This is a genomic window from Pseudomonas sp. EL_65y_Pfl1_R83 (assembly GCF_963970695.1).
Lineage (GTDB): Bacteria > Pseudomonadota > Gammaproteobacteria > Pseudomonadales > Pseudomonadaceae > Aquipseudomonas > Aquipseudomonas tritici.
The window spans coordinates 100820-125809 of the sequence record NZ_CAXAQI010000017.1 but is presented as its reverse complement, the minus strand read 5'-3'; the positions used below and the strand labels follow the sequence as shown (position 1 = coordinate 125809).

Annotated in this window: 23 protein-coding genes and 1 pseudogene; 8 read left to right on the top strand and 16 right to left on the bottom strand. The window is 60.2% G+C overall.

Annotated elements, in window-relative coordinates:
- The first annotated feature begins 120 nt into the window (after positions 1 to 120).
- Positions 121 to 1374, top strand: coding sequence for a serine hydroxymethyltransferase (glyA, locus tag AACY08_RS22385; protein ID WP_339471437.1), 1254 nt, complete (start codon positions 121 to 123; stop codon positions 1372 to 1374).
- 99 nt (positions 1375 to 1473) lie between these two features.
- Here glyA and yjiA read toward each other — a convergent pair whose 3' ends face one another.
- From yjiA to AACY08_RS22370, 3 genes are all read right to left on the bottom strand, one after another.
- Positions 1474 to 2433, bottom strand: coding sequence for a GTPase (gene yjiA, locus AACY08_RS22380; RefSeq protein ID WP_339471435.1), 960 nt, complete (start codon positions 2431 to 2433; stop codon positions 1474 to 1476).
- A 149-nt stretch (positions 2434 to 2582) separates the two neighbouring features.
- Positions 2583 to 2780, bottom strand: a complete 198-nt coding sequence (locus AACY08_RS22375; protein WP_003176208.1) for a YbdD/YjiX family protein — start codon at positions 2778 to 2780, stop codon at positions 2583 to 2585.
- Between the two features lie 15 nt (positions 2781 to 2795).
- On the bottom strand, positions 2796 to 4862 hold the full coding sequence (locus AACY08_RS22370) for a carbon starvation CstA family protein (RefSeq protein ID WP_339456786.1): 2067 nt from the start codon (positions 4860 to 4862) through the stop codon (positions 2796 to 2798).
- 174 nt (positions 4863 to 5036) lie between these two features.
- On the opposite strand from AACY08_RS22370, the gene AACY08_RS22365 reads away from it, so the two are divergent.
- Positions 5037 to 5405 carry a PilZ domain-containing protein gene (locus AACY08_RS22365; RefSeq protein WP_339471434.1) on the top strand — a complete coding sequence of 123 codons (369 nt, stop codon included), beginning with the start codon at positions 5037 to 5039 and terminating at the stop codon, positions 5403 to 5405.
- Between the two features lie 50 nt (positions 5406 to 5455).
- Here AACY08_RS22365 and radA read toward each other — a convergent pair whose 3' ends face one another.
- From radA to katB, 3 genes are read right to left on the bottom strand one after another with little or no spacing between them, the layout of a single operon-like run.
- On the bottom strand, positions 5456 to 6823 hold the full coding sequence (gene radA / locus AACY08_RS22360) for a DNA repair protein RadA (RefSeq protein WP_099584746.1): 1368 nt from the start codon (positions 6821 to 6823) through the stop codon (positions 5456 to 5458).
- 35 nt (positions 6824 to 6858) lie between these two features.
- A complete protein-coding gene (locus AACY08_RS22355) occupies positions 6859 to 7398 on the bottom strand; it encodes an ankyrin repeat domain-containing protein (protein WP_339471433.1) in 540 nt (179 codons plus the stop codon).
- 58 nt (positions 7399 to 7456) lie between these two features.
- Positions 7457 to 8998, bottom strand: coding sequence for a catalase KatB (katB, locus tag AACY08_RS22350; protein WP_339471431.1), 1542 nt, complete (start codon positions 8996 to 8998; stop codon positions 7457 to 7459).
- A gap of 286 nt (positions 8999 to 9284) precedes the next feature.
- Between katB and mscL the strand changes: the two genes are divergently transcribed.
- Entirely contained in the window at positions 9285 to 9704 is a 420-nt protein-coding gene (mscL, locus tag AACY08_RS22345; RefSeq protein ID WP_339416826.1) for a large-conductance mechanosensitive channel protein MscL, read from the top strand.
- 44 nt (positions 9705 to 9748) lie between these two features.
- On the opposite strand, the gene AACY08_RS22340 is transcribed toward mscL, so the two are convergent.
- Positions 9749 to 10525 carry a ferredoxin--NADP reductase gene (locus AACY08_RS22340; RefSeq protein WP_339436773.1) on the bottom strand — a complete coding sequence of 259 codons (777 nt, stop codon included), beginning with the start codon at positions 10523 to 10525 and terminating at the stop codon, positions 9749 to 9751.
- Between the two features lie 383 nt (positions 10526 to 10908).
- On the opposite strand from AACY08_RS22340, the gene AACY08_RS22335 reads away from it, so the two are divergent.
- Together AACY08_RS22335 and AACY08_RS22330 are read left to right on the top strand one after the other, a co-directional pair.
- A complete protein-coding gene (locus AACY08_RS22335) occupies positions 10909 to 11619 on the top strand; it encodes a helix-turn-helix transcriptional regulator (RefSeq protein WP_339471430.1) in 711 nt (236 codons plus the stop codon).
- A 162-nt stretch (positions 11620 to 11781) separates the two neighbouring features.
- Entirely contained in the window at positions 11782 to 12906 is a 1125-nt protein-coding gene (locus AACY08_RS22330) for a class I SAM-dependent methyltransferase (protein ID WP_339471428.1), read from the top strand.
- Positions 12907 to 12974: 68 nt separating this feature from the next.
- Here the strand turns inward: AACY08_RS22330 and AACY08_RS22325 are convergent, their stop codons facing one another.
- The 3 genes from AACY08_RS22325 to AACY08_RS22315 are packed head-to-tail and all read right to left on the bottom strand — an operon-like array spanning position 12975 to position 15603.
- Complete coding sequence (locus AACY08_RS22325; protein ID WP_339471427.1) at positions 12975 to 13142, bottom strand: DUF2474 domain-containing protein; 168 nt, start codon at positions 13140 to 13142, stop codon at positions 12975 to 12977.
- Between the two features lie 12 nt (positions 13143 to 13154).
- Positions 13155 to 14162, bottom strand: a complete 1008-nt coding sequence (gene cydB, locus AACY08_RS22320) for a cytochrome d ubiquinol oxidase subunit II (RefSeq protein ID WP_339416833.1) — start codon at positions 14160 to 14162, stop codon at positions 13155 to 13157.
- Position 14163: 1 nt separating this feature from the next.
- Positions 14164 to 15603, bottom strand: coding sequence for a cytochrome ubiquinol oxidase subunit I (locus tag AACY08_RS22315; RefSeq protein ID WP_339436771.1), 1440 nt, complete (start codon positions 15601 to 15603; stop codon positions 14164 to 14166).
- Between the two features lie 320 nt (positions 15604 to 15923).
- On the opposite strand from AACY08_RS22315, the gene AACY08_RS22310 reads away from it, so the two are divergent.
- The gene (locus AACY08_RS22310; protein WP_339471426.1) at positions 15924 to 17162 is read left to right on the top strand and encodes an MFS transporter; all 1239 of its coding nucleotides are present in this window, start codon (positions 15924 to 15926) and stop codon (positions 17160 to 17162) included.
- Positions 17163 to 17297: 135 nt separating this feature from the next.
- Here AACY08_RS22310 and AACY08_RS22305 read toward each other — a convergent pair whose 3' ends face one another.
- The 4 genes from AACY08_RS22305 to AACY08_RS22290 form a co-directional block, all read right to left on the bottom strand.
- Entirely contained in the window at positions 17298 to 19481 is a 2184-nt protein-coding gene (locus AACY08_RS22305; RefSeq protein ID WP_339471424.1) for a xanthine dehydrogenase family protein molybdopterin-binding subunit, read from the bottom strand.
- Complete coding sequence (locus AACY08_RS22300) at positions 19478 to 20467, bottom strand: FAD binding domain-containing protein (protein ID WP_339471423.1); 990 nt, start codon at positions 20465 to 20467, stop codon at positions 19478 to 19480. The genes AACY08_RS22305 and AACY08_RS22300 overlap by 4 nt, the downstream gene beginning before the upstream one ends.
- Entirely contained in the window at positions 20464 to 20970 is a 507-nt protein-coding gene (locus tag AACY08_RS22295; protein ID WP_339471421.1) for a (2Fe-2S)-binding protein, read from the bottom strand. The genes AACY08_RS22300 and AACY08_RS22295 overlap by 4 nt, the downstream gene beginning before the upstream one ends.
- A 96-nt stretch (positions 20971 to 21066) precedes the next feature.
- Positions 21067 to 21513, bottom strand: coding sequence for a DUF4879 domain-containing protein (locus AACY08_RS22290; RefSeq protein WP_339416839.1), 447 nt, complete (start codon positions 21511 to 21513; stop codon positions 21067 to 21069).
- 173 nt (positions 21514 to 21686) lie between these two features.
- On the opposite strand from AACY08_RS22290, the gene AACY08_RS22285 reads away from it, so the two are divergent.
- Both AACY08_RS22285 and trmA read left to right on the top strand, forming a co-directional pair.
- Complete coding sequence (locus tag AACY08_RS22285) at positions 21687 to 22982, top strand: NCS2 family permease (protein ID WP_339416840.1); 1296 nt, start codon at positions 21687 to 21689, stop codon at positions 22980 to 22982.
- Positions 22979 to 24058: a tRNA (uridine(54)-C5)-methyltransferase TrmA gene (gene trmA / locus AACY08_RS22280; protein ID WP_339471419.1), complete on the top strand. Its 1080-nt coding sequence runs from the start codon at positions 22979 to 22981 to the stop codon at positions 24056 to 24058. The genes AACY08_RS22285 and trmA overlap by 4 nt, the downstream gene beginning before the upstream one ends.
- Here the strand turns inward: trmA and AACY08_RS22275 are convergent.
- Together AACY08_RS22275 and AACY08_RS22270 are read right to left on the bottom strand one after the other, a co-directional pair.
- The gene (locus AACY08_RS22275) at positions 24041 to 24511 is read right to left on the bottom strand and encodes a DUF2442 domain-containing protein (protein WP_339471418.1); all 471 of its coding nucleotides are present in this window, start codon (positions 24509 to 24511) and stop codon (positions 24041 to 24043) included. The two genes, trmA and AACY08_RS22275, sit on opposite strands and share 18 nt — an antisense overlap.
- A pseudogene (locus tag AACY08_RS22270) lies at positions 24508 to 24935 on the bottom strand (DUF4160 domain-containing protein). The gene AACY08_RS22275 and the pseudogene AACY08_RS22270 overlap by 4 nt, the downstream one beginning before the upstream one ends.
- Positions 24936 to 24990 lie beyond the last annotated feature (55 nt).

The window sequence follows — 24990 nt, the reverse complement described above, 5'->3', positions numbered from 1 at the left end:
GAGGCTTGCAGCTTGCAACTTGAAGCTGGCGCTTCATCGCATGATTACCTTTCATACCCCTTCTAAAAGCGCCTGGGTTAGAATGCCCTCCTTTTCTGCCCCCGATCCTTGAGGACCGCCATGTTCAGCCGTGATTTGACCATTGCCAAGTACGACGCCGATCTCTTCGCCGCCATGGAGCAAGAAGCCGTGCGCCAGGAAGAGCACATTGAGCTGATCGCTTCGGAAAACTACACCAGCCCTGCGGTGATGGAGGCTCAAGGTTCGGTGCTGACCAACAAGTACGCCGAAGGCTACCCAGGCAAGCGCTACTACGGTGGTTGCGAGTACGTCGACGTGGTTGAGCAGTTGGCCATCGACCGTGCAAAAGAACTGTTCGGCGCTGATTACGCCAACGTCCAGCCGCACGCCGGCTCCCAAGCCAACAGCGCCGTGTACCTGGCCCTGCTGCAAGGTGGCGACACCATTCTGGGCATGAGCCTGGCCCACGGCGGTCACTTGACCCACGGCGCCAGCGTTTCGTCCTCCGGCAAGCTGTACAACGCCGTTCAATACGGTATCGATGCCAACGGCCTGATCGACTACGACGAAGTCGAGCGCCTGGCGGTCGAGCACAAGCCAAAAATGATCGTGGCCGGTTTCTCTGCCTACTCGCAGATCCTCGACTTCCCACGTTTTCGCGAAATCGCTGACAAAGTCGGCGCCTACCTGTTCGTCGACATGGCTCACGTAGCCGGTCTGGTCGCCGCGGGCGTCTACCCGAACCCAGTGCCTTACGCTGACGTGGTCACCACCACCACCCACAAGACCCTGCGCGGTCCACGTGGCGGCCTGATCCTGGCGCGCGCCAACGCCGAGATCGAAAAGAAGCTGAACTCTGCCGTATTCCCAGGCGCCCAAGGTGGCCCACTGGAGCACGTGATCGCCGCTAAAGCGATCTGCTTCAAGGAAGCGCTGCAGCCTGAGTTCAAGACTTATCAGCAGCAAGTGGTGAAGAACGCCAAGGCCATGGCTGAAGTGTTTATCGCCCGTGGCTTTGACGTGGTGTCCGGCGGTACTGAAAACCACCTGTTCCTGCTGTCGCTGATCAAGCAGGACATTTCCGGTAAAGATGCTGACGCTGCCCTGGGCAAAGCCTTCATCACCGTGAACAAGAACTCCGTACCCAACGACCCACGTTCGCCGTTCGTCACCTCCGGCCTGCGCTTCGGCACCCCAGCTGTGACCACTCGCGGCTTCAAGGAAGCAGAGTGCAAGGAACTGGCCGGCTGGATCTGCGACATCCTGGCTGACCTGAACAACGAAAGCGTGATCGACGCGGTGCGTGAGAAGGTCAAGGCCATCTGCAAAAAGCTGCCGGTATACGGCGCTTGATAGCGGTTGCTTGAATAAGAAGCCCGGCTGAAGAGCCGGGCTTTTTTATGCCACCTTAACGGTGAAATACAGCTTCCACAGTTTGAGTGCATTTTCAGATCAGGCTTGGTAAACCCGCTGGAAGCCTTCACGTATCTTGTCTTCCGGCAATTCATCGGCAATAAACACAATCACACTCTCCCGCGCCTCACCCTCTGCCCACTCGGTATCCCAATCGAAACCGTAGAGCTTCAGCACGCCTTGGAACACCATGCGTCGATCTTCCCCGGCAATGTTCAGCACGCCCTTGTAGCGCAGCAGTTGCTTGCCGTGGTCTTCCAACAGTTCGTTCATGAACTCACTGAGACGGTCGATATCCAGCGGCTGGTCAGTGCGCAGCACCAGGCTGGAAATGCGGTCGATGGACGGCGCGGCGCTCACCGGGCGCAGGCTCATGCCAGCATTGAGGTTGAAGCCACGCACATCGAGCAGTTCCGCCAAGTCGATGTTGCCATGATCCACCACGCGGATCGGCGCACGGCGGTTGATGCGGGTGAGGCGTTCGCTGAGCGCGTCGAAGGTGGCGTCATCCACCAGGTCGCGCTTGCTGACCAGCAGGCGGTCGGCAAAACCGATCTGGGCCTGGGCGATGGTCTGGGTCAGGTGGTGCTCGGCGTGGGCGGCATCCACCAGGGTGATGATGCCGTCGAGGATGTAGCGCTCGCGCAGTTCCTCGTCGATGAAAAACGTCTGGGCCACCGGCGCCGGATCGGCCAGGCCGGTCGTCTCGATCACCAGGCGATCAAACGCGATCTCGCCGCTGTCCAGACGTTCGAGCAGCAAGTAGAGGGCTTTGGTCAGGTCGGTGTGGATGGTGCAGCACACGCAGCCGTTGGACAGGGTCATGACTTGCACCGGTTCTGCGCCCAAGAGCTGGGTGTCGATACCGGCGTCGCTGAATTCGTTTTCAATCACCGCGATTTTCAGGCCGTGCTCGGCTTTGAGCAGGTGGCGCAGCAGGGTGGTCTTGCCGGCGCCGAGGAAGCCGCTGAGGATGGTGACGGGGATGGGAGAGGACAAAGAAATTCTCCTGAAGGAACACAAAAACAAATGTGGGAGCGGGCTTGCTCGCGAAGGCGGTGTATCAGTCAGCACATACCTAAACTGACAGACCGCCTTCGCGAGCAAGCCCGCTCCCACAGTGGATCACCGCAAGCCCGAGTGCCGGGTCAGCAGCACTTAGGCCCACCCTTGCCACCGTAACGGGCTTCCTGGCGTTCCCGAAAGAACGCCTTGTAGTCCATCATCGGTTTGTCCGGGTGCTTGGTTTGCATATGCTCGACGTACGTGTCGTAGTCGGGCATGCCGACCATCAAGCGCGCGGCCTGACCGAGGTATTTACCGAGGCGACTGATGTCATTGAACATGGCTGCAATCCTCTATTACGCGTCCGGTACAGCCTGGAACGGGGCTTCTTTATCCGTACGCTCTTTGTTGCCCCAAGCGGCGACGCCGACTTTGAGCGCATAGAACAGGATGCTGAACACCACGAACAGGAACAGCGCCGTCAGCGTTGCGTTGGTGTAGGCGTTGTAGATGACGTGCTGCATCTGGTCGATGCTCTTGGCCGGGGCCAGGATCTGGCCGTTGGCCAGGGCATCGCTGTACTTCTTGGCCAGCGACAGGAAGCCGATCGCAGGATTCGCGTCGAACAGCTTGATGAAGCCCGCCGTGGTGGTGCAGATCAGCAGCCAGACGGCTGGCAGCATGGTCACCCAGATGTAGCGTTGGCGTTTCATTTTGATCAGCACAACGGTTGCCAGCATCAGCGCGATACCCGCGAGCATCTGGTTGGAGATACCGAACAGCGGCCACAAGGTGTTGATGCCGCCCAAGGGATCGATCACACCTTGGTACAGCAGGTAACCCCACATGGCCACGCAACCAGCGGTCGCGATGAGGTTGGCCGTCCAGGAATCGGTGCGTTTGAGCGCCGGCACGAAGGACCCCAGCAGGTCTTGCAGCATGAAGCGACCGGCACGGGTACCGGCGTCCACCGCCGTCAGGATGAACAGCGCTTCGAACAGGATCGCAAAGTGGTACCAGAACGCCATGGTGTTTTCACCCGGCAGCACGCTGTGCAGGATCTGCGCGATACCCACCGCTAGCGTCGGAGCACCACCGGCACGCGCCAGGATGGTGGTTTCACCGATGTCATGGGCGACGGCAGACAGCGCCTCAGGCGTAATCGCAAAACCCCAGCTGCTGACGGTCTGCGCCACGGTGACCACGTCCGTGCCGACAATCGCGGCCGGGCTGTTCATGGCGAAGTACACGCCAGGTTCGATCACCGACGCGGCAACCATGGCCATGATGGCCACGAACGACTCCATCAGCATGCCGCCGTAACCGATGTAGCGGGCATGGCTTTCACTGGCCAACAGTTTGGGCGTAGTGCCCGACGAGATCAGTGCGTGGAAACCCGATACCGCGCCACAGGCAATGGTAATGAACAGGAACGGGAACAGACCGCCCTTCCAGACCGGACCGGTGCCATCGATGAACTGGGTCAACGCCGGCATTTTCAGGTCGGGCATGGTCACCAGGATGCCGATCGCCAGGGCGATGATGGTGCCGATTTTGAGGAAGGTCGACAGATAATCGCGTGGCGCGAGGATCAGCCACACCGGCAGTACCGCCGCGACGAAACCGTAGCCGATCAGCATCCAGGTGATCTGGATACCGGTGAAAGAGAAGGCCTTGGCCCACTCCGGATCAGCAGCAATCTGCCCGCCCAGCCAGATCGAGCCCAGCAGCAACAGCACGCCGATGATCGAGATTTCACCGATGCGGCCCGGGCGGATGTAGCGCATGTAGATGCCCATGAACATCGCGATCGGGATGGTCGCCATCACCGTGAAGATGCCCCATGGGCTCTCGGCCAGGGCCTTGACCACGATGAGCGCCAGCACCGCCAGGATGATGATCATGATCAGGAAGCAGCCGAACAGCGCGATGGTCCCAGGGATGCGGCCCATTTCTTCGCGGACCATGTCCCCCAGGGAGCGGCCGTTGCGACGAGTGGACAGGAACAGGACCATGAAGTCCTGCACGGCACCGGCCAGCACCACGCCGGCAATCAGCCAGAGCGTGCCAGGCAGGTAGCCCATTTGCGCCGCCAGCACCGGGCCGACCAACGGGCCTGCACCGGCAATCGCCGCAAAGTGGTGACCGAAAAGGATGTGTTTGTTGGTCGGCACATAGTCCAGACCATCATTATTGACCACTGCGGGGGTGGCCCGCCGTGGGTCGAGTTGCATCACGTTATTAGCGATGAACAGGCTGTAGTAACGGTACGCAACCAGATAGATGGCCACCGCAGCGACCACAATCCACAAGGCGTTGATCGCCTCGCCGCGGCGCAAGGCCACTACGCCCAGGGCGCACGCTCCTACAATTGCCAGCACCAGCCAGGGTAGATGGCGTAGCAGGCTATTATTATTTTTCATTTTTATATTCCAGCCAGGGTGGACAGAAAGGACAGCCATCCGGAGTTTAGCGCTACTGGCCTTAAAGGCCACCCCCCTACGTTGGTCTAGAGCCTTGCCAGCGCAAAAAAAGCAGAAAAAATGGCCTGATGATGGCGCAGAGCTACACTCTTTCTATCTACAGAGGGTTTGACCATGACCGAGCAAGCGTCTGACCGCCGCCGTTTTCGCCGGATCGCCTTTGATGCCAAGACCGAACTTCGGCAAAACGGCCGCGAGTGGCCGGTGCAGTTGGTGGATTTGTCGCTGAAGGGCTTGTTGGTAAAGCGCCCCGAGGATTGGAAGGGCAATAAGGCGCTGGCGTTTGACGTCGATATTCGCTTGGACCCAAAGGCCCATATCAAGATGCAGGTTCGGCTGACTCATGAGGATCGTGACCAACTGGGCTTTGTGTGCCAGCACATCGGCCTGGACTCGATCAGCCATTTGCGGCGGCTGGTCGAATTGAACCTGGGTGACGAGGAAGAGTTGGAGCGCGAGCTGGGTGCTTTGCTGGAGATTTAACAGCCAATACAACCTAAGCCCGCTCCCACATTGGTTTGCGGTGTTGCTGATTACTCGAACAACGCATCCAACGCCTGCTCCAACCGCGTCACGCCAATAATCGTGATCCCAGGCGGCGATTCCTTCGGTGCGTTGCCCTTGGGCACGATGGCGCGCTTGAAGCCGTGCTTGGCCGCTTCCTTCAAACGCTCCTGCCCGCTGGGCACCGGGCGTACTTCGCCCGACAGGCCGACTTCACCGAACACCAGCAAGTCATGCGGCAACGGCCGATTACGCAGGCTGGACATCACCGCCGCCATCAACGCCAGGTCAGACGCGGTCTCCAGCACCTTGACCCCACCCACGACGTTCAGGAATACATCCTGGTCATGGGTAGGAATGCCGCCGTGTCGGTGCAACACCGCGAGCAGCATCGCCAGGCGGTTTTGATCCAGACCCAAGGTCACACGCCGAGGGTTGGCCAGATGGCTGTCATCCACCAGCGCCTGCACTTCCACCAGCATCGGGCGAGTGCCTTCCCACGTTGCCATTACCACACTGCCCGGGACTTCTTCCTGAGCGCGAGTCAGAAAAATCGCCGACGGGTTGGAGACTTCTTTCAGCCCCCGGTCGGTCATGGCAAACACGCCCAACTCGTTTACCGCACCGAAACGGTTCTTCACCGCCCGCAGCAAACGCAGGCGGCCGTCGGATTCGCCTTCGAAATACAGCACAGTGTCGACCATATGCTCCAACACCCGTGGCCCGGCCAGCGCGCCTTCTTTGGTCACATGCCCCACCAGGAAGATCGCCGTGCCGCTCTGCTTGGCATAACGCACCAGCAGCGCCGCGCTCTCGCGCACCTGGGACACACCGCCCGGCGCTGATTGCAATTGCTCGGTAAAAATGGTCTGGATCGAGTCGATCACCATGACCTTGGGCTTTTCGATACGCGCCGTGGCAATGATGCTTTCGATGCAGGTTTCGGTCATCACCCGCAGTTGGTCCTGGGGTAAACCCAAGCGACGGGCGCGCATGGCGACTTGCTGCTGGGATTCTTCACCAGTGACGTACAGCGCCGGCATGCGACTGGCGATGCTGCACAGGGTTTGCAGCAGGATCGTCGATTTACCGATGCCCGGATCACCGCCGATCAGCACCACCGAACCGTCCACAAGACCGCCGCCCAACACCCGGTCCAACTCGCCGGAAGCGGTGGAAAAACGCGGGATTTCTTCAACGCTGACTTCGGCCAACGTCTTGATCTGCGCCTGTTGCCCGGTCCAGCCGGCACGGCCGGTGGGGGCCGCCGCGCCGCCGCTTTCGATCATGGTTTCAGTCAGGGTGTTCCACGCACCGCATTCGCCGCACTGGCCGGCCCACTTGGGAAAGGTCGCGCCGCACTCCGTGCAACCGTACATGCGCTTGGCCTTTGCCATTTGAGAACCTCCAACCGAAAAACCGCGATGATAGCTCAGCGCGGCGCCGGGGTCCGGATTTCACCGCTGGCCAATCGTGAAGCACTGTTGCCGATCGGGTCTTCGGCGTTGAGGTCGGCGCCTTTGGCTTTCAACTCATCCAACAGCTCGACGCGTTTGAACAACCCGGCGTACATGGCCGCCGTCTGCCCGGCGCCATTGCGCTGGTCAGGGTTACAGTCGGTGGACAGCAGGCGTTGGGCAATTTTCAGTTCGCCCTTGAAGATCGCGCCCATCAGCGCAGTGTTGCCGCGTTTGTCCTGCACGCAGGCGTCGGCACCGGCGTTGAGCAAGCGCTCCACGAACGGGCCCTGGCCGTGGTAAGCGGCGAGGATCAACGCGGTGTAGCCCTTGTCATCCTGGGTGTTGAGGCTGTAGCCGGAATCGATAAAGGTATTGAGCATGTCGAGGTCGCCACGACGGGCGGCGTCGAAGTAGTAATCCTGCAACTGGGCCTTGAGCGCGACCGGGTCGGGCGACTCGGCGTGGGCGACAAAGGCCAGCATGGCCATCAGCAGACCGATAGAAATTCGCATGGGTGTTCTCCTGCCAAGGATCGACGCCCACCTCTGGGCGCCGACCATAACCAACGGATCAGTCAGTCAGTTTTTCCGCCAGCGCCTTCACGCGCGCCAGGTCCCCCTTGGCAACCTTGGCTACGCCAGTGCCGTACTCCGGATCGGCTTTGTAAAGGAACGACAGGATGATGTGCTTGCTTTCATCATCGGTGGTTGCCAGCGAGCCGCCGAAGTTCTCGATCAGGTCCTGACGCTCTTTTTTATTGAAGGAGCGGTACAGATCACCGGCTTGCTTGAAGTTCTGCTCACGCTGGATCTTCGCCTGCTGGGTGCTGCCCGACAGGGCCGATTGGCTATAGCGCGCGGCTTGCGGCTCTTCCCGAAGCTCCAGGCGGCTTGGCTGGTAGTTCACGCCGCTGGTGGTTTTGCCGGAGTTCAGTGCGCCGTCCTGATTGCCATTGTTGACGGTTGCGCGTGGTGCGTTGATCGGCAGTTGCAGGGCATTGGCGCCCAGGCGGTACATTTGGGTGTCGGCGTAGGAAAACACTCGGCCTTGCAGCAGGCGGTCTTCCGACGGTTCGATGCCCGGCACCAGGTTGGCCGGGGCCATGGCCACTTGCTCGGTTTCCTGGAAGACGTTGGCCGGGTTGCGGTTCAGCACCATCTGCCCGACTTTGCGCTCGGGCACATTCGGCCAGATCTTGGTGGCGTCCAGTGGGTCGAAGTCGAACTTGGCCAGGTCTTCAGGCTTGAGCACCTGCACGTACAGGTCCCACTTGGGGAAGTCGCCCTTGTTGATATGCGTGACCAGATCGTTGGTCATGTGGCTGTAGTCACGGCCCTGCACTTCGGTGACTTGCTTGGGATCCAGATTCTTGATGCCTTGCAGGCTTTTCCAGTGGAATTTGACGTAGTGCACATCGCCTTTGGCATTGATCAGCTTGTAAGCGTGCACACCGTTGCCATCCATTTCCCGATAGCTGGCCGGGGTGCCGGAGTCGGCGTACAGCTCGGTCAGCGTGCGCGTGGACTCGGGCACATGGGAGAAGAAGTCGAAGCGACGAGAGTCGTCATCGAGGTTGGTGCGCGGGTCGGGTTTGAACGCGTGGACCATGTCCGGGAACTTGATCGCATCGCGGATAAAGAACGTCGGGAAGTTGTTGCCCACCAGGTCCCAGTTGCCGTCGGCGGTGTAGAACTTGGTGGCGAAACCGCGCGGGTCGCGCAGGGTTTCCGGGGAGTGGTTGCCGTGCACCACGGCGGAGAAGCGCACGAACACCGGTGTGGTTTCGCCAGCGGCGAATACCTTGGCCTTGGTCAAGTCGCTGAGGTTGTCGGTGACCGTGAAGGTGCCGTGGGCGCCCGTGCCACGGGCGTGTACCACGCGCTCCGGGATGCGTTCGCGGTCGAAGCGTTGCAGCTTCTGGATCAGTTGCACGTCCTGCAGCAGTACCGGGCCATTGGCGCCGGCGGTTTGCGAGTTCTGGTTGTCGCCCACCGCTGCACCGTTATCGCGGGTCAAGTTGGCGGCTTGCACAGAGAGGGACAGCAGGCTGGCGGTCACCAGTACCAGCGCAGTTCGCGCTGTAACAGGCCCGCGGCTCATTGGGGTGTTCATCAAGATTTCCTCTGGTTTTTTTAGTGCACATTCAGTTGTGCTTGCCAGAGGCTAGTGACCCGAGAGTCAGAAGATAAATAGAAAAGACGTACCAACCCGATTGATAAAATAACCTGGTAAGTACCTGATTTAGCGAGTATTTCGCGCGCGATTGATGGCACTTTGAAAACTATTTTCGATTTAATGTGTCGATAACAACTAACAGTGTTAACGGTTGTGTCAGGCAAGCCCGCTACGACTGAATTACACTGAGCCCCACCCTTCTCATCTGTAACAAGGAATAACCATGGGCGTGATCAGTGAGTTCAAGGCCTTCGCGGTCAAAGGTAATGTGGTCGACATGGCCGTCGGTATTATCATCGGCGCGGCCTTCGGCAAAATTGTTTCCTCCTTTGTAGGCGACGTAATAATGCCGCCCATTGGTCTGCTGATCGGTGGCGTGGACTTCGCTGACCTGGCGATAACGCTCAAGGCAGCGCAAGGCGATGTGCCTGCGGTGGTGCTGGCCTACGGTAAGTTCATCCAGAGCGTCATCGACTTTGTCATCGTCGCGTTTGCGATCTTCATGGGTGTGAAGGCGATCAATCGCCTGAAGCGTGAAGAGGCCGTGGCGCCAAGCCTGCCACCGACGCCGACCAAGGAAGAACTGTTGCTGGGTGAGATCCGTGATCTGCTCAAGGCACAGAACGACAAGCCGCTTCAGTAAACACCGGCTTGAAAAAAAGGCGCCTGCTTGAGGCGCCTTTTTTATTACCAGTAATTTTCTACCGCCACCTGACCAGGACGACGGCTCAGGCTCAGATTCATATCGCGCTGCTTGAGCAACTGCCGCGTGTCATCAACCATCTGCGGGTTGCCGCAGATCAGCACGCGGGAATGCTCCGGGGCCAGCTCAACGCCGGCCGCGCGTTCCAGTTCGCCATTTTCGATCAGCGTCGTGATGCGCCCATTCAGCGCGCCCGGGTGTTGTTCACGGGTGACGATAGGAATGTAGGTGAGCTTGTGCGCGTATTCGGCCAGGTACTCGCGCTCGCCCAGTTCGTTGATCAGCGCCTGATAGGCCAGCTCCTTGGCTTCGCGGGCGCTGTACACCAGGATGATGCGCTCGAATTTCTCCCAGACCTCGAAGTCCTGCAGGATCGACAAAAACGGCGCCACCCCGGTGCCAGTGCCCAGCATCCACAAATCGCGACCATCGACGAAACGGTTCAACGTCAGGAATCCGGTGGCCTGGCGTTCCACCATCAAGGTATCGCCCACCCGCAGGCGACTCAGCTCACTGGTGAACTCACCGCCCGGGACGACGATCGAGAAAAAATCCAAGTGCTCATCAAACGGCGAGGACACTAAGGAATAGGCGCGCCAGACGGTGCTGCCATCCGCCTTGGTCACCCCCAGGCGCACAAACTGGCCCGCAGTGAAGCGGAAACCGGGATCGCGGGTGGTGCGCAGGGTAAACAGGCTGGGGGTCAGCGATTGCACATCGAGCAAGGTCTGGCGGGTGAATTTCTCAGCGCTGGCCGTCATGGGGGCCTCCGTTCAACAGGTGCCCTAGTGTCTCTCAAAGTGGCGCGTGGAAACACCTGTGGTTGGTAGTGGTATCGCGCAACACATGCAGTAATGGCTATCCAATTGCACCGCCAATCAATTGGCTATTAGCCTCTCACCCCCCCTTATAAACACGTTGTTAGTTGGTCGTTACAGGGCCTTCAAACGCCTAATAAACCGCGACTTTCAGACTGCCCGCGGCCAACGCCAGCAGGTCACTTTGCAGAAAAACTCTTAAAAACCTGCGCACAAGAACGAAATTTTCCTCTCGATATGTAGCCGTTGTCCTACACTCATTTCCGTGCAGCGTTGGGGGTCCAGGACGTACCTCAAGGCACGGAGAATTCCATGGAGCGTTACCAATGATTAACTGGCGCAACATACGGCATCCCAAACTGGACGACGAAGATGAGGCCACCAGCGTCTTTGAAATGGTGGCCATCAGAACCTTAGAGCTCGGCTTCCAACACTGTTCCTTCAAAATGAGCGCTAACCTGCCTAAAAACCAAGTCAAGCCGATTGAATTCACCAACTACCCAAATGAATGGAAAACAGTGTATGACCAGGCGAGCTTCTTTGGCGTAGACCCGGTGGTTAAGCACTGTAGGGAGAGCCCGCTGCCCATTGTCTGGAAGGAAGAAACCTTTAAAGACGTACCCAGCCTTTGGTCATTGGCGCAGACTTCAGGCGTGCACATGGCGCTGACCATAACCGTCCATGATTTCCGGGGCATGTTCAGCATGTTGACCCTGAGCCGCGGTAAAGGCGCAATCACGCCGGAAGAACTTTACGAAAAAGCGGGGCTGATGCTGTGGTTGTGTCACGCGATGCATGCAGTACTGGCGCATAAGTATGCCGACATACCCAGTACCAAACCCGCCAGCCTATTGACCCCGCGTGAAACGGAAGTGCTCATGTGGTCTGGCAAGGGCAAGACCGCAGCGGACATCGCCGCCATCCTTTGTTTATCCGAACGCACGGTGGGCTTTCATGTCTGCAGTTGCCTGAAAAAACTGGGGGTCAACAACAAGATCGCCGCCGTGCTCCGCGCCGCACAAGACGGGATTATTTGACCCGCCAGCAAACACCGCATGTAATCCCCCTGAAAAAAAAGTAACATTTGCGGCCAATTCTGAGTGTTGAGCAGCCACCCCCCGGGTGCCGCCAGTCGTTCACTCAGACGCCTCGGCTGGCCACTGCCGAACACTTATCGTTTACCCAGAGCCTCCCCCTCCATGCCCCTGCTCGAAAGCCCCTTCGCCCAGCTCGATCTGATCCGCCAGCCAGAGCAACATAATGATCCGCTGCAAGCCTTCGATGCAGCTGACGAGTACCTGCTCAATCATCTGGCCGAACAGCAGCCGACTACTGAGACCCGCATGTTGGTGCTCAATGACAGCTTCGGCGCTCTGGCCGTCAGCCTCCAGGGCCAAGTACAGGTAACCTCCAGCGGCGACTCATTCCTGGCAGCCCAGGGCCTGGAGAAAAACCTGGTGCGCAACAGCAAGGCGTTTGACGCTGTGCCGTTCATCCCGGCCAGCCAAATCCCGGCAGGGCCTTTTGACCGCGTACTGATCCGCGTGCCGAAAACCCTGGCCCTGCTCGAAGAGCAATTGATCCGCCTGCAAGGCCAGCTTGCGCCAGGCGCCGAAGTGATTGCCGGGGCGATGATCAAGCACTTGCCACGGGCGGCGGGCGAGTTGCTGGAACGCTACATCGGGCCGATGCACGCATCGCTGGCGGTCAAGAAAGCGCGATTGCTGATCGCCACTGTTGAAGATCGTCCCGCGGCTGTCTCGCCGTATCCGACCCGCTACACCCTCGACGCGCCAGCCATCGAGTTGCTGAACCACGCCAACGTGTTCTGCCGCGAAAGCCTGGACATCGGCACCCGTGCGTTCCTGCCGCACCTACCAAAAAGCCTGGGCAGCGCGCGGGTGGCGGACCTGGGGTGTGGCAACGGTGTACTGGCGATTGCCAGCGCCCTGCAAAACCCCGAGGCGCAATACACCCTGGTGGACGAGTCCTATATGGCCATGCAGTCGGCGGCCCAAAACTGGCAAGCAGCGCTCGGTGAGCGCGATGTCATCGTACGCGCCGCCGATGGCTTGGCCGGCCAGGCACCCGATTCGCTGGACGTGGTGCTGTGCAACCCGCCTTTCCACCAGCAGCAGGTGGTCGGTGACTTCCTCGCCTGGCGTATGTTCCAGCAGGCGCGGGAAGCGCTGGTAGTCGGCGGCGCTCTCTATATAGTCGGCAACCGCCACTTGGGTTATCACACCAAGCTGGCGCGCTTGTTCCGGGGTGTCGAGCAAATCGCCACCACGCCGAAATTCGTGATCCTCAAAGCGCGCAAATAAAAAAAGCCCCGCCACTGCGAGGAGAGGCGGGGCCAAAAAACCGTGCCGCAAGGCGACGGGATGGGATGTCAGTGGGTGGTCAAGCCAGCCGCGTTCATGAACATGCGCATCAGGCTGGCCACGACGAACAGGGCCAGCACGCTGCCAGTCCAGATCATCGCCAGCCACCCCAGGCGCCGCCACAACGGTTGTTTCTCGCCCTGTTCAATCTCGTGCAACGTAGGTTTGCCGGACATGAGACGACCCTCCTAGTGATAACCGTCTTCGTGGGTGACCTTGCCGCGGAATACGTAGTAGCTCCAGAAGGTGTAGCCCAGGATGAACGGGATGATGAATAACGTGCCCACCAGCATGAAGCCTTGGCTTTGCGGCGGCGCGGCAGCGTCCCAAATCGACACCGATGGCGGAATGATGTTCGGCCACAGGCTGATACCCAGGCCGCTGTAGCCCAGGAAGATCAGCACCAGCGTCAGCAGGAACGGCGTGTAGTGCGCGTTGCGTGCCACGGCGCGGAACAGGCCGTACATGGTCACCAGCACCAGGATCGGCACTGGCAGGAACCAGAACAGGTTGGGCAGGGTGAACCAGCGCGACGCAATTTCCGGGTGCGTCAGCGGCGTCCAGATACTCACGATGCCGATCACCGCCAGCACCACGAACGCCAGGGGCCGCGCCAGGTTGTGCATCTTCTCCTGCAACGGGCCTTCGGTCTTCATGATCAGCCAAGTGCAACCGAGCAACGCATAGGCCACGATCAACGCCACACCGCAGAACATCGTGAACGGTGTGGCCCAGTCCAGCGAACCGCCGGCGAACTGGCGATTCACTACCGGGATGCCATCGATAAACGCCCCCAGCGCCACGCCCTGGAAGAACGTTGCAGCCAACGAGCCGCCGATAAACGCCTTGTCCCACAGGTGACGCTTGTGGTCTTTGGCCTTGAAGCGGAACTCGAACGCGACACCGCGAAAGATCAGCCCGATCAACATCAGCATCAGCGGCAGGTACAGCGCCGACAACACCACCGAATAGGCCAGCGGGAACGCGCCGAACAGCGCCGCGCCGCCCAATACCAACCAGGTTTCGTTACCGTCCCAGACCGGCGCCACGGTGTTCATCATCACGTCACGGTCGGTCTTGCCCGGGATAAACGGAAACAGGATGCCGATACCCAGGTCGAAGCCGTCCATGACCACGTACATCATGATGCCGAAGATGATGATCACGGCCCAGATCAGCGGAAGATCAATACCCATCTCAATTCCCCTTATGCTGGATGTGGTCGTGGTCGTTGTCAGTGCCGTCATCGGCAGCAGACAAAGGACGCGCCGGCGTGCGCTTCTGGCCAGGACCACCGTGGGTCGGCTCGGTCACGTCATGGGCTACAGGGCCTTTGCGCACCAAACGCATCATGTAGCCAAGACCCGCACCAAACAGCGCGAAGTACACCACCACGAACAACACCAGGGTAATGGTCATCTGCGCCAGGCTATGCCCGGAAGAAGCATCCGCTGTGCGCATCAAGCCGTAGACTACCCACGGCTGGCGGCCGATCTCGGTGGTGAACCAACCCGCAAGGATCGCAATCAGGCCGGACGGGCCCATCCACAACGCCAGGTACAGGAACGGTTTGGACGTGTACATCTTGTCGCCCCGGCGCAGCCAGAGGCTGAACAGGCCGGTGAAGATCATCAGGAAGCCCAGGCCGACCATGACCCGGAACGACCAGAACACGATGGTCGAATTCGGACGATCTTCCGGTGGGAAGTCCTTGAGCGCAGGCACCTGTTTATCCAGGGAGTGGGTGAGGATCAGGCTGCCCAGGTAGGGAATTTCCACCGCGTATTTGGTTTTTTCGGCCTTCATGTCGGGCCAGCCAAACAGGATCAGCGGTGTCGGTTCGTTGCCTTTGTTTTCCCAGTGGCCTTCAATCGCGGCGATTTTCGCCGGCTGGTGCTTCAAGGTATTGAGGCCATGGAAGTCGCCGATCACCGCCTGGATAGGCGCAACAATCAGCGCCATCCACATCGCCATCGAGAGCATTTTGCGGATCGCCGGGTTGTCCTTGCCGCGCAACAAGTGCCAGGCCGCTGAGGAGCCGACGAAGAACGCTGTCGCCACGAAGGCCGCCGTGGCCATGTGCGCCAGGCGATAAGGGAACGACGGGTTGAAGACCACGGCGAACCAATCGGTTGGGATCACGCGGCCGTCAATGATTTCAAAGCCCTGGGGCGTCTGCATCCAGCTGTTGGACGACAGGATCCAGAAGGTCGAAATCAACGTACCCACGGCCACCATCACGGTGGAGAAAAAGTGCAGGTTGCGCCCGACCTTGTTCCAACCGAACAGCATCACGCCGAGGAAACCGGCCTCAAGGAAGAAGGCCGTGAGCACTTCGTAGGTCAGAAGTGGCCCGGTGACGGCGCCAGCGAAGTCCGAGAAGCGGCTCCAGTTGGTGCCGAACTGGTAGGCCATGACCAAGCCGGACACCACGCCCATGCCGAAGTTGACGGCAAAAATCTTCGACCAGAAGTGGTAGAGATCACGGTAAGTGTCGTTGTGGGTCTTGAGCCACAAGCCTTCCAGCACCGCAAGGTAACTGGCCAGGCCGATGGTGATCGCCGGGAACAGGATATGGAATGAGATGGTGAACGCGAACTGGACTCGGGCGAGATCTAGCGCCTCCAAACCGAACATATGTTGTCCTCTTTCAGGTAATACCGAATGCCGGCCGGCGGCCTGCAATCACTGCCCCATCGATATGGAGTACGGCGAATTTCAATTCGTTTCTTTTTTTGTCCAATCACGCTGGGATGCTTGACTGGTCTGCCGACTTGAACTGCCCCTGCGACGGCATTGATCTGAATCAAGCATTGCTGAAAGAGTAGTCCCATTTTTGAGGTTGGCCTGTGTGGTCTTTTGCCGCGTGACAGACTGCCTCAGCTCAGTTCTTGCAACTATCTGTTACAACTTAATGATAATCTCGGCGCTTCCCCCGGCCTTGACCCGAATTCCCGATGCCTAGCGAACCTGCGTTGCTGTTACGTCACCATCGCCCTTTCATCGCCTTCTGGCTGGCGCGCATCTTCACCGCCAGCGGCTTCCAGATGCTCACCGTGGCGATCGGCTGGAACCTCTACCAACTGACGGGCAACGTGCTGGACCTGGGTTTGGTCGGATTAGTGGAATTCGTGCCGCGCGTGCTGTTCATGCTGCACACCGGGCATGTGGCCGACCGCTATGAGCGGCGCAAAGTTGCCGCCATCTGCCAGACCGTGCAGGCCCTTATCGCCTTGTCCCTGGCCATTGGAGGCCTGACCGGCAACGTGACCCGCGAGATGATCTTTATCCTCGCCTTCCTGCTGGGTGCCGCGCGCTCGTTTGAAATGCCCACCACCCAGGCCATGCTCCCGAGCCTTGTGCCCGCCGCACTGTTCCCACGGGCCGTGGCCTCGTCGCAGTCGGCCCAGCAGTTGGCGACCATTGTCGCGCCGGCCCTTGGCGGTTTGCTTTACGCCTTTGGCAGCGTGTGGGTGTATGGCCCCACGGTGGTGCTGTACCTCATTGCCTGCGTGCTGACCCTGAATTTGCCCGCGCGCCAAACGCCGCTGAACAAAGCCAAGGCGACCATGGACTCTCTGCTCGCCGGTATCCGCTTCATCCGCAGCCGCCCGGATATTCTCGGTGCCATCTCCCTCGATTTGTTCGCCGTGCTGCTGGGTGGCGCCACCGCGTTGCTGCCGGTGTTCGCCAAGGACATCCTGCTGACCGGCGCCTGGGGCCTGGGCCTGCTGCGTTCGGCACCGGCAGTGGGCGCGCTATTGATGTCGTTGTGGTTGGCGCGGTTCGCGGTGGACCGGCATGTGGGCCGCGTGATGTTCACCGCCGTCGGCGTATTCGGCGTGGCGACCATCGCCTTCGGCCTGTCCACCTCGTTCTGGTTTTCCCTGGCGGTGCTGGTGGTGCTGGGTGCGGCAGACATGATCAGCATGGTGATCCGCGCCTCATTCGTGCAGTTGGAGACACCGGACGAAATGCGCGGGCGGGTCAGTGCAGTCAACGGTTTGTTTATCGGCGCGTCGAATCAGTTGGGCGAGTTTGAATCGGGCATCACCGCCCACTGGTTCGGCACCGTGCCTGCCGTGGTCATGGGCGGGATCGGCACGCTGGTGGTGACGGGGGTGTGGATCAAGCTGTTCCCGACCCTGGCGAGTCGGGATCGGATGCATGTGCCGGTGGAAGAACCCAAGGTTTAAGCCACACCGCAAAATACTGTGGGAGCCGGGCTTGCCCGCGATAGCGGTGTGTCAGTCACCTCATCAGGAGCTGACCCACCGCCATCGCAGGCAAGCCAGCTCCCACACTTGATCTTCAGTGGATAGGAGATTGCGTCAGAGCACTTTGTCCAAGGTAATCGGAAACGCCCGCACCCGCTTCCCAGTGGCGTGATAAATCGCATTCGCCACCGCCGCCGCCACGCCCACAATACCAATCTCACCAACCCCCTTCGACCCAAGGGCGTTGACGATATCGTCGCGCTCTTCGACAAACACCACGTCAATCTCGCCGATATCGGCGTTTACCGGGATGTGGTACTCCGCCAGGCTATGGTTCATGTAACGCCCCAATTGATGGTCGATCTGGGTTTCTTCGTGCAGGGCCATGCCGATACCCCATACCACCCCGCCGAGGATCTGGCTGCGCGCCATCTTCGGGTTGACCACGCGCCCGGCGGCAATCGCGCTGACCACCCGGCTGACCTTGATCGTGCCCAGGTCTTCATCCACACGCACCTCGACAAATACCGCCGAATGGGTAGCGGTAGCAAACCCCTCGCGCTTCTTGTCGGGCTCGCTGTCGACCTGCACCGCCAACGCGTCTTCGCCACTGTCCTTGACCAGCTGTGCCAATGACACACTGACGTCACCGGTATGCAACTGGCCGTCTTCAAAGCGCACGGATTCGGCCTCCTTGAATACCGGGTACGTCTGCCGAGCAACGGCCAACAGCTTGGCATTCAACGCTTCGCAGGCCTGCTGCACAGCCGTGCCGACGGAGGACACGGTAAATGATCCGCCCTGCAGCGGCGCAGTGGGCAACGATGAATCCCCCAACACAAAGGCCACGTCCTCAACCGCCACGCCACTGGCCTGAGCCGCGATCTGGGTCATCACCGTGTAGGTGCCAGTGCCGATATCGGTGGTGGCGCTGCTGACGGTCAGTTTGCCCTCGGCATCAATACGCGCCTTGGCGCTGGCCTTCATCTGCATCGCCTCCCACACGCCGCCGGCCATGCCCCAGCCGATCAACTGGCGGCCGTCGCGCATGCTGCGCGGTTCCGGGTTGCGTTGGTGCCAGCCGAAACGCTCGGCGCCTTCGCGGTAACACTCGCGCAGGGCTTTGCTCGACCAGGGCTTGTCTTCGTTCTGATTGCGTTCGGCATAGTTGATCAGCCGCAGTTGCACCGGGTCCATCCCCAGCGCGCAGGCCAGTTCGTCCATGGCGCACTCCAGGCCGATCACCCCGAGGGCCGCCCCAGGTGCACGCATGTCTAGCGGCGTGAACACATCCAGTGGCACCAACTTATAAGTAAGCTGCACGTTATCGCAGTGGTAGAGCATGCCGCTCCACTCCACCACATGCTCACTGAAATCCTCGAAGCGCGACGTCTGGCCAATCGCGGTGTGCCCCAGTGCCAGCAGGCGGCCGTTGGCGGCGGCGCCCAGTTGCAAACGCTGCAAAGTGCGTGGGCGGTAGCCGAAGGTGAACATCTGCTGACGCGTCAGCGTGACGCGCACCGAGCGCTTGAGCGCCAAGGACGCCATCACCGCCAGCGGCAATTGATACTGCGGGCGCAGGCCGGAGCCAAAGGCGCCGCCGACAAATGCCGCGAAGACACGCACCTGGCTTTTATCCAGGCCGAAGACTTTTTGCACATAGGCCTGGCAGTTCTGCGGGCCTTGGGTCTTGTCGTGGATGTGCAGCGTGCCGTCCGGCTGAAACAGCACGGTGCTGGCGTGGGGCTCCATCGGGTTGTGGTGTTCGATGGGGGTGCTGTAGTGCAGATCCAGGCTGACGGCAGCGCCGGTCCATTCGGCCTGGAAGTTGCCGCGCGGCTTGGGCGGAGTCTGCGGCGAGGCGTAGGCTTGTTCCTGCAAGGCCAGCAAGTCGGTTTCAAAGGCTTCGGTTTCGTACTCGATCTCCACCAGGGAGCCGGCATGTCGCGCCACCTCGAGGTTATCGGCGATCACCAGCGCCAGTGGCTGGCCGCTGTACAGTACGCGATCGTTGTACAGCGGGCGAAACGGCGAGCCGTCGGCCGCATCATCGTCCTGGAAAGCATCATCGTAGCTGGCGATTATTGGCCGATTGAGGTGATGGATAACCTCCACCACACCCGGCAGCGCCAGCGCCTTGGTCGCGTCGATACGCAGCACCCGGCCCTTGGCCACGGTGCTCGACACTACGCTGCCATGCAGCAGGCCTTCTTCGGGAAACTCACCGGCATACCGCGCTTTGCCTGTGACCTTGAGCAGACCGTCAACGCGGTCCAAGGGTTTGCCTATAGCGCTCATGGGCGTTCTCCTGCAACAGCGGCGTCGCTCAGGGCGCGAATAATCCCCCGGCGTGCCAGCTTGATCTTGAAGCCGTTGTGTTGCAGCGGCTCGGCGTCTTGCAACAGGGCATCGGCGGCGTTACTGAAGGTTTCGCGGCTAACAACCTGGCCGATCAGTGAGGCTTCCACCACGCGGTCACGCCAGGGTTTGTGGGCCACGCCGCCAAGGGCCAGGCGCGCGTCGATGATGGTGTCGCCGTCCAGCTCAAGCGCGGCAGCCACAGACACCAGGGCGAACGCATAAGAGGCACGGTCGCGGATTTTCAGGTAATTGCTATGGTTTGCCAGGTGATCGGCAGGCAGTTCGATGGCGGTGATCAGCTCATCGTCGGCCAATTGGTTGTCACGTTGCGGCGCATCACCCGGTAGGCGATGAAAGTCGGCGAACTCAATGATCCGCGAACCGCCACGCCCCTCTACATGCACCCTCGCCTCCAGCGCTGCCAAAGCGACGCACATGTCGGAGGGATGGGTGGCGACACATTGTTCACTGGCGCCGAGGATCGCGTGAATACGGTTCAAACCGGTGCGTGCCGGGCAGCCACTGCCGGGCTCACGCTTATTGCACGGCACGGTAGCGTCATAGAAGTAGTAGCAACGGGTGCGCTGCAACAGGTTGCCGCCGGTACTGGCCATGTTGCGCAGTTGCGGCGAGGCGCCGGCCAGGATGGCCTGGGACAGCAGCGGGTAACGTTGTTCGATCAGCGGGTGCCAGGCCAGGTCGGCGTTGCTCACCAACGCGCCGATCAACAGACCGCCACCGGCAGTCTCCTGAATGTCATTGAGCGGCAATCCTGTGATATCGATGAGATGCTCGGGGCGGCTGATGTTTTCTTTCATCAGGTCCAGCAGGTTGGTGCCACCGGCAATAAAGCGCGACGCGGCGCTGCTCAGATGAACCGCTTCTTGCACATCCGCAGGCTTGCTGTAGTGGAAGGGATTCATTGCTCACCTCCCACTACGTCTTCAATGGCATCGCGGATATTGCTGTAAGCCCCACAGCGGCACAGGTTACCGCTCATCAGCTCTTGGATTTGCGCCGTGTCGTGGGCCCGACCTTCATTGGCCAGGCCGACGGCCGAGCAGATCTGTCCAGGGGTGCAGTAACCGCATTGGAAGGCATCGTGTTTGATAAACGCCTGCTGCATCGGGTGCAGTTGGTCGCCGCTGGCCAGGCCTTCGATGGTGGTGAGTTCGGCACCGTCGCACATCACCGCCAGCGTCAGGCAGGCATTGATCCGCTTGCCATCGCGCAATACGGTGCAGGCGCCGCACTGGCCGTGGTCGCAGCCTTTTTTGCTGCCCACCAGGTCGAGCTGCTCACGCAAAAGGTCGAGTAGTGTGGTCCAGGGCAGCACATCCAACTGGCGATCCTGGCCGTTGAGCCTCAGGCATATGGAGTGGCTGGCGAACGGTTGGGTCGCCGCGCCATTGGGGGTCGCGCTCATAAACACCTCACGGGTTGGTCTACATCCGCGGCGTTCAGGAAAGTCGCCGTCTCAGGGGTACGACTTCCCAGGGTATTGAGCGTTCAAGGTGATTGATCAGCGGATATTGAGCTGTGTGGTCAAGGTATTTCGCGGGGGGTTGATCGAGGAGTTGCTGTACTGGAACCAGCCCTGGGCTTCGACGTTCAGGTCAAACACATAGATGTAGCCCATCAATGTGCCGGCCCCCGTGCAGGCTTCGCTGATGTTGCCCACCTGGCAAACCGCCGTGCGCTGGCCATTCAACTCAGCACCATTGAAGCGACCCATGGGGTTGTTGCCCAGGCCGACTTCCATCACAGAAACCCGGGTGGGCCCGCGGTGCTCACACATCTGGGTAGTGTTTACACGTTCCGCAATGGTCTCGCTGCACTTCGCCGACTCGACCTTGAACACACGCACTTCGCTCAAGGGCGGTGCAGTCGCGCCCCACGCCGGTGCTGCGCCGAGCAACAGGCTGATACAGGGGATCAGGACTAGACTCCACGGTTTGGCGTTTTTCATGCTGCGGGTGACCTTCGTTTAAACGTCGTCGCAGTATGCCTCAAGGCCTCGGCTGCTGGTATGATGCGCCGCTTTTTCCGATCCTCTCTGAAACCACAGGCGCTTGGCGCAGTTTGTGCTTTGACTTAGAGGTCAACAAATCACGACGCCACAGAGCGTCACAGGGAGCAGGCATGCTGGAAAAGCTGTTTCAACTCAAGGCACACAACACCAACGTGCGCACCGAGATCCTCGCGGGCATCACAACATTCCTGGCCATGGCCTACATCCTGTTCGTGAACCCGAGCATCCTCGGCGAGACCGGCATGGACAAGGGCGCGGTATTCGTCGCGACCTGCCTGGCGGCCGCCATCGGTTCGACCGTGATGGGCCTGATCGCCAACTACCCGATCGCCCTCGCGCCGGGCATGGGCCTCAACGCCTTCTTTACCTACACCGTGGTCCTGCACATGGGCCATACCTGGCAGGTTGCGCTGGGTGCGGTGTTTATCTCGGCGGTGCTGTTCTTCCTGCTGTCGATCTTTCGTATCCGTGAGTGGATCATCAACAGCATTCCCCTGCCCCTGCGCTCGGCGATTGCTGCGGGTATCGGCCTGTTCCTGGCGCTGATTGCGCTGCACAACGCCGGGATTGTGGTTGCCAACCCGGCCACGCTGGTTGGCCTGGGTGACTTGAAGCAACCTGCTCCGATCCTCGCCACCCTGGGTTTCGTGCTCATCGTTGCGCTGGAAGCCCTGGCGGTACGCGGAGCCGTGCTGATTGGCATCCTGGCAGTGACCATCGTGTCGATCCTGCTGGGCGTCACCCCGTTCGGCGGCGTGACCTCAATGCCGCCGTCCCTGGCCCCGACGTTCCTGCAGCTGGATATTAAAGGCGCGCTCGATATCGGCCTGGTGAGCGTGATCTTCGCATTCCTGTTCGTCGACCTGTTCGATAACTCCGGCACCCTGATCGGCGTCGCCAAGCGCGCGGGCCTGATGGGCAAGGACGGCCACATGCCGAAAATGGGCCGTGCGCTGATCGCCGACAGCACCGCCGCCATGGCCGGTTCGCTGCTGGGTACGTCAACGACTACCAGCTACATCGAATCGGCTGCCGGCGTGAGCGCAGGTGGCCGCACCGGTTTGACCGCCGTCGTGGTAGCGATCCTGTTCCTGCTGGCGCTGTTTTTCTCGCCACTGGCCGCCAGCGTACCTGCCTTCGCAACTGCACCGGCACTGCTGTTCGTGGCCGTGCTGATGACGTCGGGCCTGGCCGAAATCGACTGGGACGACATTACCGTTGCAGCGCCGGTGGTGATCACCGCCCTGGCGATGCCCTTCACTTACTCCATTGCCAACGGCATCGCCTTCGGTTTCATCGCCTGGACCGCCATCAAGCTGCTTTCGGGCCGCTACCGTGAGCTGAACCCGGCGCTGGTGATTCTGTCGATTCTGTTCGTGATCAAGCTGGGCTGGTTCAACGCATGACTTTTGACGCCGCACGCTACACCGCTCAACTGCAAGACAAGGTCACGCGCTTGCGTGACCTGCTGGCACCGTTCGATGCACCGGAGCCACAGGTCTTCGACTCGCCCCCACAGAACTTCCGCCTGCGCGCGGAGTTCCGCCTGTGGCGCGAAGGCGGTGAGCGCCACTACGCAATGTTTTCCCAGGACGACAAGCGCACGCCGATCCTGATCGACGCGTTCCCCATCGCAAGCGCCCGCATCAACCAGTTGATGCCGCAACTCAAGGCCGCCTGGCAAGCCAGCGCCGCCCTGAGCCACAAGCTGTTCCAGGTAGAGTTCCTCACCACCCTGGCCGGCGACGCGATGATTACTCTGTGCTATCACCGCCCGCTGGACGAGCACTGGCACACCGCCGCGAACCAGCTGGCTGCCGACTTGAACGTAAGCATCATCGGCCGCTCGAAGGGCAAGCGCGATGTGATCGGCCATGATTACGTGGTGGAAAAACTCGACGTTGGCGAGCGCACCTTCAGCTACCGCCAACCCGAAGGCGCCTTCACCCAGCCCAACGGCACGGTGAACCAGAAGATGCTCAACTGGGCATACGAAGCCTTGGGTGACCGCCCGGATGATTTGCTCGAGCTGTACTGCGGCAACGGTAACTTCACCCTGCCCTTGGCAACCCGCGTGCGCAAAGTGCTGGCCACCGAGATCAGCAAGACCTCAGTGAATGCGGCGCTGAGCAACCTCGATGAAAACGCCGTGGATAACGTCACCCTGGTGCGACTCTCCGCCGAAGAACTCACCGAAGCGCTCAACGAAGTGCGCCCGTTCCGCCGCCTGCACGGCATCGACCTAAAGCGCTATGAGTTCGGCAGCGTGTTCGTCGACCCGCCGCGCGCCGGCATGGACCCGGACACCTGCGAACTGACCCGACGCTTCGACAACATCCTGTACATCTCCTGCAACCCGGAGACGTTGGCGGCGAACATCGCGCAACTGCATGACACGCACCGCATCACCCAATGCGCGCTGTTTGACCAGTTTCCGTGGACGCACCATATGGAATCCGGGGTGTTACTGACTCGGCGGTAGTTCACCGTCCTCAGGTTCCTTCTTGCGTGGCCGCCCGCCCTTCTTGCCATTGGCTCGGGCGGCGGCGGATTTGGCGGGGCTGCTTTTGCGACCGTTGCGCGAGGCAACCAAACTGGTGGCTAGGTCCATCAGCGGTTTGCTGGTGGCGATCAGGCCCGTGACCGAAACATCCAAGTCCTGGGCATCACAGCACAGCGCCTTTCCGCCAAAGCCGACTTCAAGTTGCTCAAAGTCCTCCAAGGAAAACCCCGCGAACTCGGGCAGGCCAGCCACCGGCAGTACAACGCGACTACCGTCGCTGAAGCCGATGGAAATGCAGTTGTCTTCATAACGCACAGAGCTGGCGCGGGCATAAAGGTGCCGTGTCTTACGCCCTCGGGCTATCGCCTTTTCGACATCGGCCTCAGTGAGCGGTTTATAGGGTACAACTTTGGCTTTTACGATTTGCTTCATAGTTCAATCCCCACAAAACCCGGTGCCCTGACCAGATTCAAAATTGTTTTCTGCCCAACGACATCGTGCCGGGCACGCGCGATCACATAAACACCCGGCTGAATGATCAGCCCAGGCAACACCTCGCGGGCCTCCCAATCCCAGGAGTGATTCTCCAGGCAGACCGTTTGCAGGTATTCCCACCAGATCCTGCGTGCCCGCGCCAGGTAATGCCGCTGCATGATCGCCCCGCGTATTTCTTTCAAAACCGCCATGGGTGGCTGCCGCCGCTCAGGCTCGACATCCCACAACTCAACATCCCATCCAGAAAACTGAAACGAAAACGCGCATCCCATCCGTTCCCCCTCACATGCACATGGAGCGGGCAATGCTCATCCCTGATAAACACCGAAATCACATATCCCTTGTAAGCGCCTACTTTCATCGTAACCCATCCGTTAGGTTATTTTCCGCCAGGTAACAATTTTCCCGTGCCACCC

What these genes read in the sequence shown, in the direction of transcription:
- AACY08_RS22365 (WP_339471434.1), top strand. Translation starts at nt 5,037, where the DNA reads ATGACCGAGCAAGCGTCTGACCGCCGCCGTTTTCGCCGGATCGCCTTT.
- AACY08_RS22355 (WP_339471433.1), bottom strand. Translation starts at nt 7,398, where the DNA reads ATGCGAATTTCTATCGGTCTGCTGATGGCCATGCTGGCCTTTGTCGCC.
- AACY08_RS22310 (WP_339471426.1), top strand. Translation starts at nt 15,924, where the DNA reads ATGCCTAGCGAACCTGCGTTGCTGTTACGTCACCATCGCCCTTTCATC.
- AACY08_RS22295 (WP_339471421.1), bottom strand. Translation starts at nt 20,970, where the DNA reads ATGAGCGCGACCCCCAATGGCGCGGCGACCCAACCGTTCGCCAGCCAC.
- AACY08_RS22370 (WP_339456786.1), bottom strand. Translation starts at nt 4,862, where the DNA reads ATGAAAAATAATAATAGCCTGCTACGCCATCTACCCTGGCTGGTGCTG.
- AACY08_RS22340 (WP_339436773.1), bottom strand. Translation starts at nt 10,525, where the DNA reads ATGACGGCCAGCGCTGAGAAATTCACCCGCCAGACCTTGCTCGATGTG.
- AACY08_RS22325 (WP_339471427.1), bottom strand. Translation starts at nt 13,142, where the DNA reads ATGTCCGGCAAACCTACGTTGCACGAGATTGAACAGGGCGAGAAACAA.
- glyA (WP_339471437.1), top strand. Translation starts at nt 121, where the DNA reads ATGTTCAGCCGTGATTTGACCATTGCCAAGTACGACGCCGATCTCTTC.
- radA (WP_099584746.1), bottom strand. Translation starts at nt 6,823, where the DNA reads ATGGCAAAGGCCAAGCGCATGTACGGTTGCACGGAGTGCGGCGCGACC.
- AACY08_RS22330 (WP_339471428.1), top strand. Translation starts at nt 11,782, where the DNA reads ATGCCCCTGCTCGAAAGCCCCTTCGCCCAGCTCGATCTGATCCGCCAG.
- AACY08_RS22305 (WP_339471424.1), bottom strand. Translation starts at nt 19,481, where the DNA reads ATGAGCGCTATAGGCAAACCCTTGGACCGCGTTGACGGTCTGCTCAAG.
- AACY08_RS22290 (WP_339416839.1), bottom strand. Translation starts at nt 21,513, where the DNA reads ATGAAAAACGCCAAACCGTGGAGTCTAGTCCTGATCCCCTGTATCAGC.
- mscL (WP_339416826.1), top strand. Translation starts at nt 9,285, where the DNA reads ATGGGCGTGATCAGTGAGTTCAAGGCCTTCGCGGTCAAAGGTAATGTG.
- AACY08_RS22315 (WP_339436771.1), bottom strand. Translation starts at nt 15,603, where the DNA reads ATGTTCGGTTTGGAGGCGCTAGATCTCGCCCGAGTCCAGTTCGCGTTC.
- AACY08_RS22300 (WP_339471423.1), bottom strand. Translation starts at nt 20,467, where the DNA reads ATGAATCCCTTCCACTACAGCAAGCCTGCGGATGTGCAAGAAGCGGTT.
- cydB (WP_339416833.1), bottom strand. Translation starts at nt 14,162, where the DNA reads ATGGGTATTGATCTTCCGCTGATCTGGGCCGTGATCATCATCTTCGGC.
- trmA (WP_339471419.1), top strand. Translation starts at nt 22,979, where the DNA reads ATGACTTTTGACGCCGCACGCTACACCGCTCAACTGCAAGACAAGGTC.
- AACY08_RS22335 (WP_339471430.1), top strand. Translation starts at nt 10,909, where the DNA reads ATGATTAACTGGCGCAACATACGGCATCCCAAACTGGACGACGAAGAT.
- AACY08_RS22285 (WP_339416840.1), top strand. Translation starts at nt 21,687, where the DNA reads ATGCTGGAAAAGCTGTTTCAACTCAAGGCACACAACACCAACGTGCGC.
- AACY08_RS22275 (WP_339471418.1), bottom strand. Translation starts at nt 24,511, where the DNA reads ATGAAGCAAATCGTAAAAGCCAAAGTTGTACCCTATAAACCGCTCACT.
- katB (WP_339471431.1), bottom strand. Translation starts at nt 8,998, where the DNA reads ATGAACACCCCAATGAGCCGCGGGCCTGTTACAGCGCGAACTGCGCTG.
- AACY08_RS22375 (WP_003176208.1), bottom strand. Translation starts at nt 2,780, where the DNA reads ATGTTCAATGACATCAGTCGCCTCGGTAAATACCTCGGTCAGGCCGCG.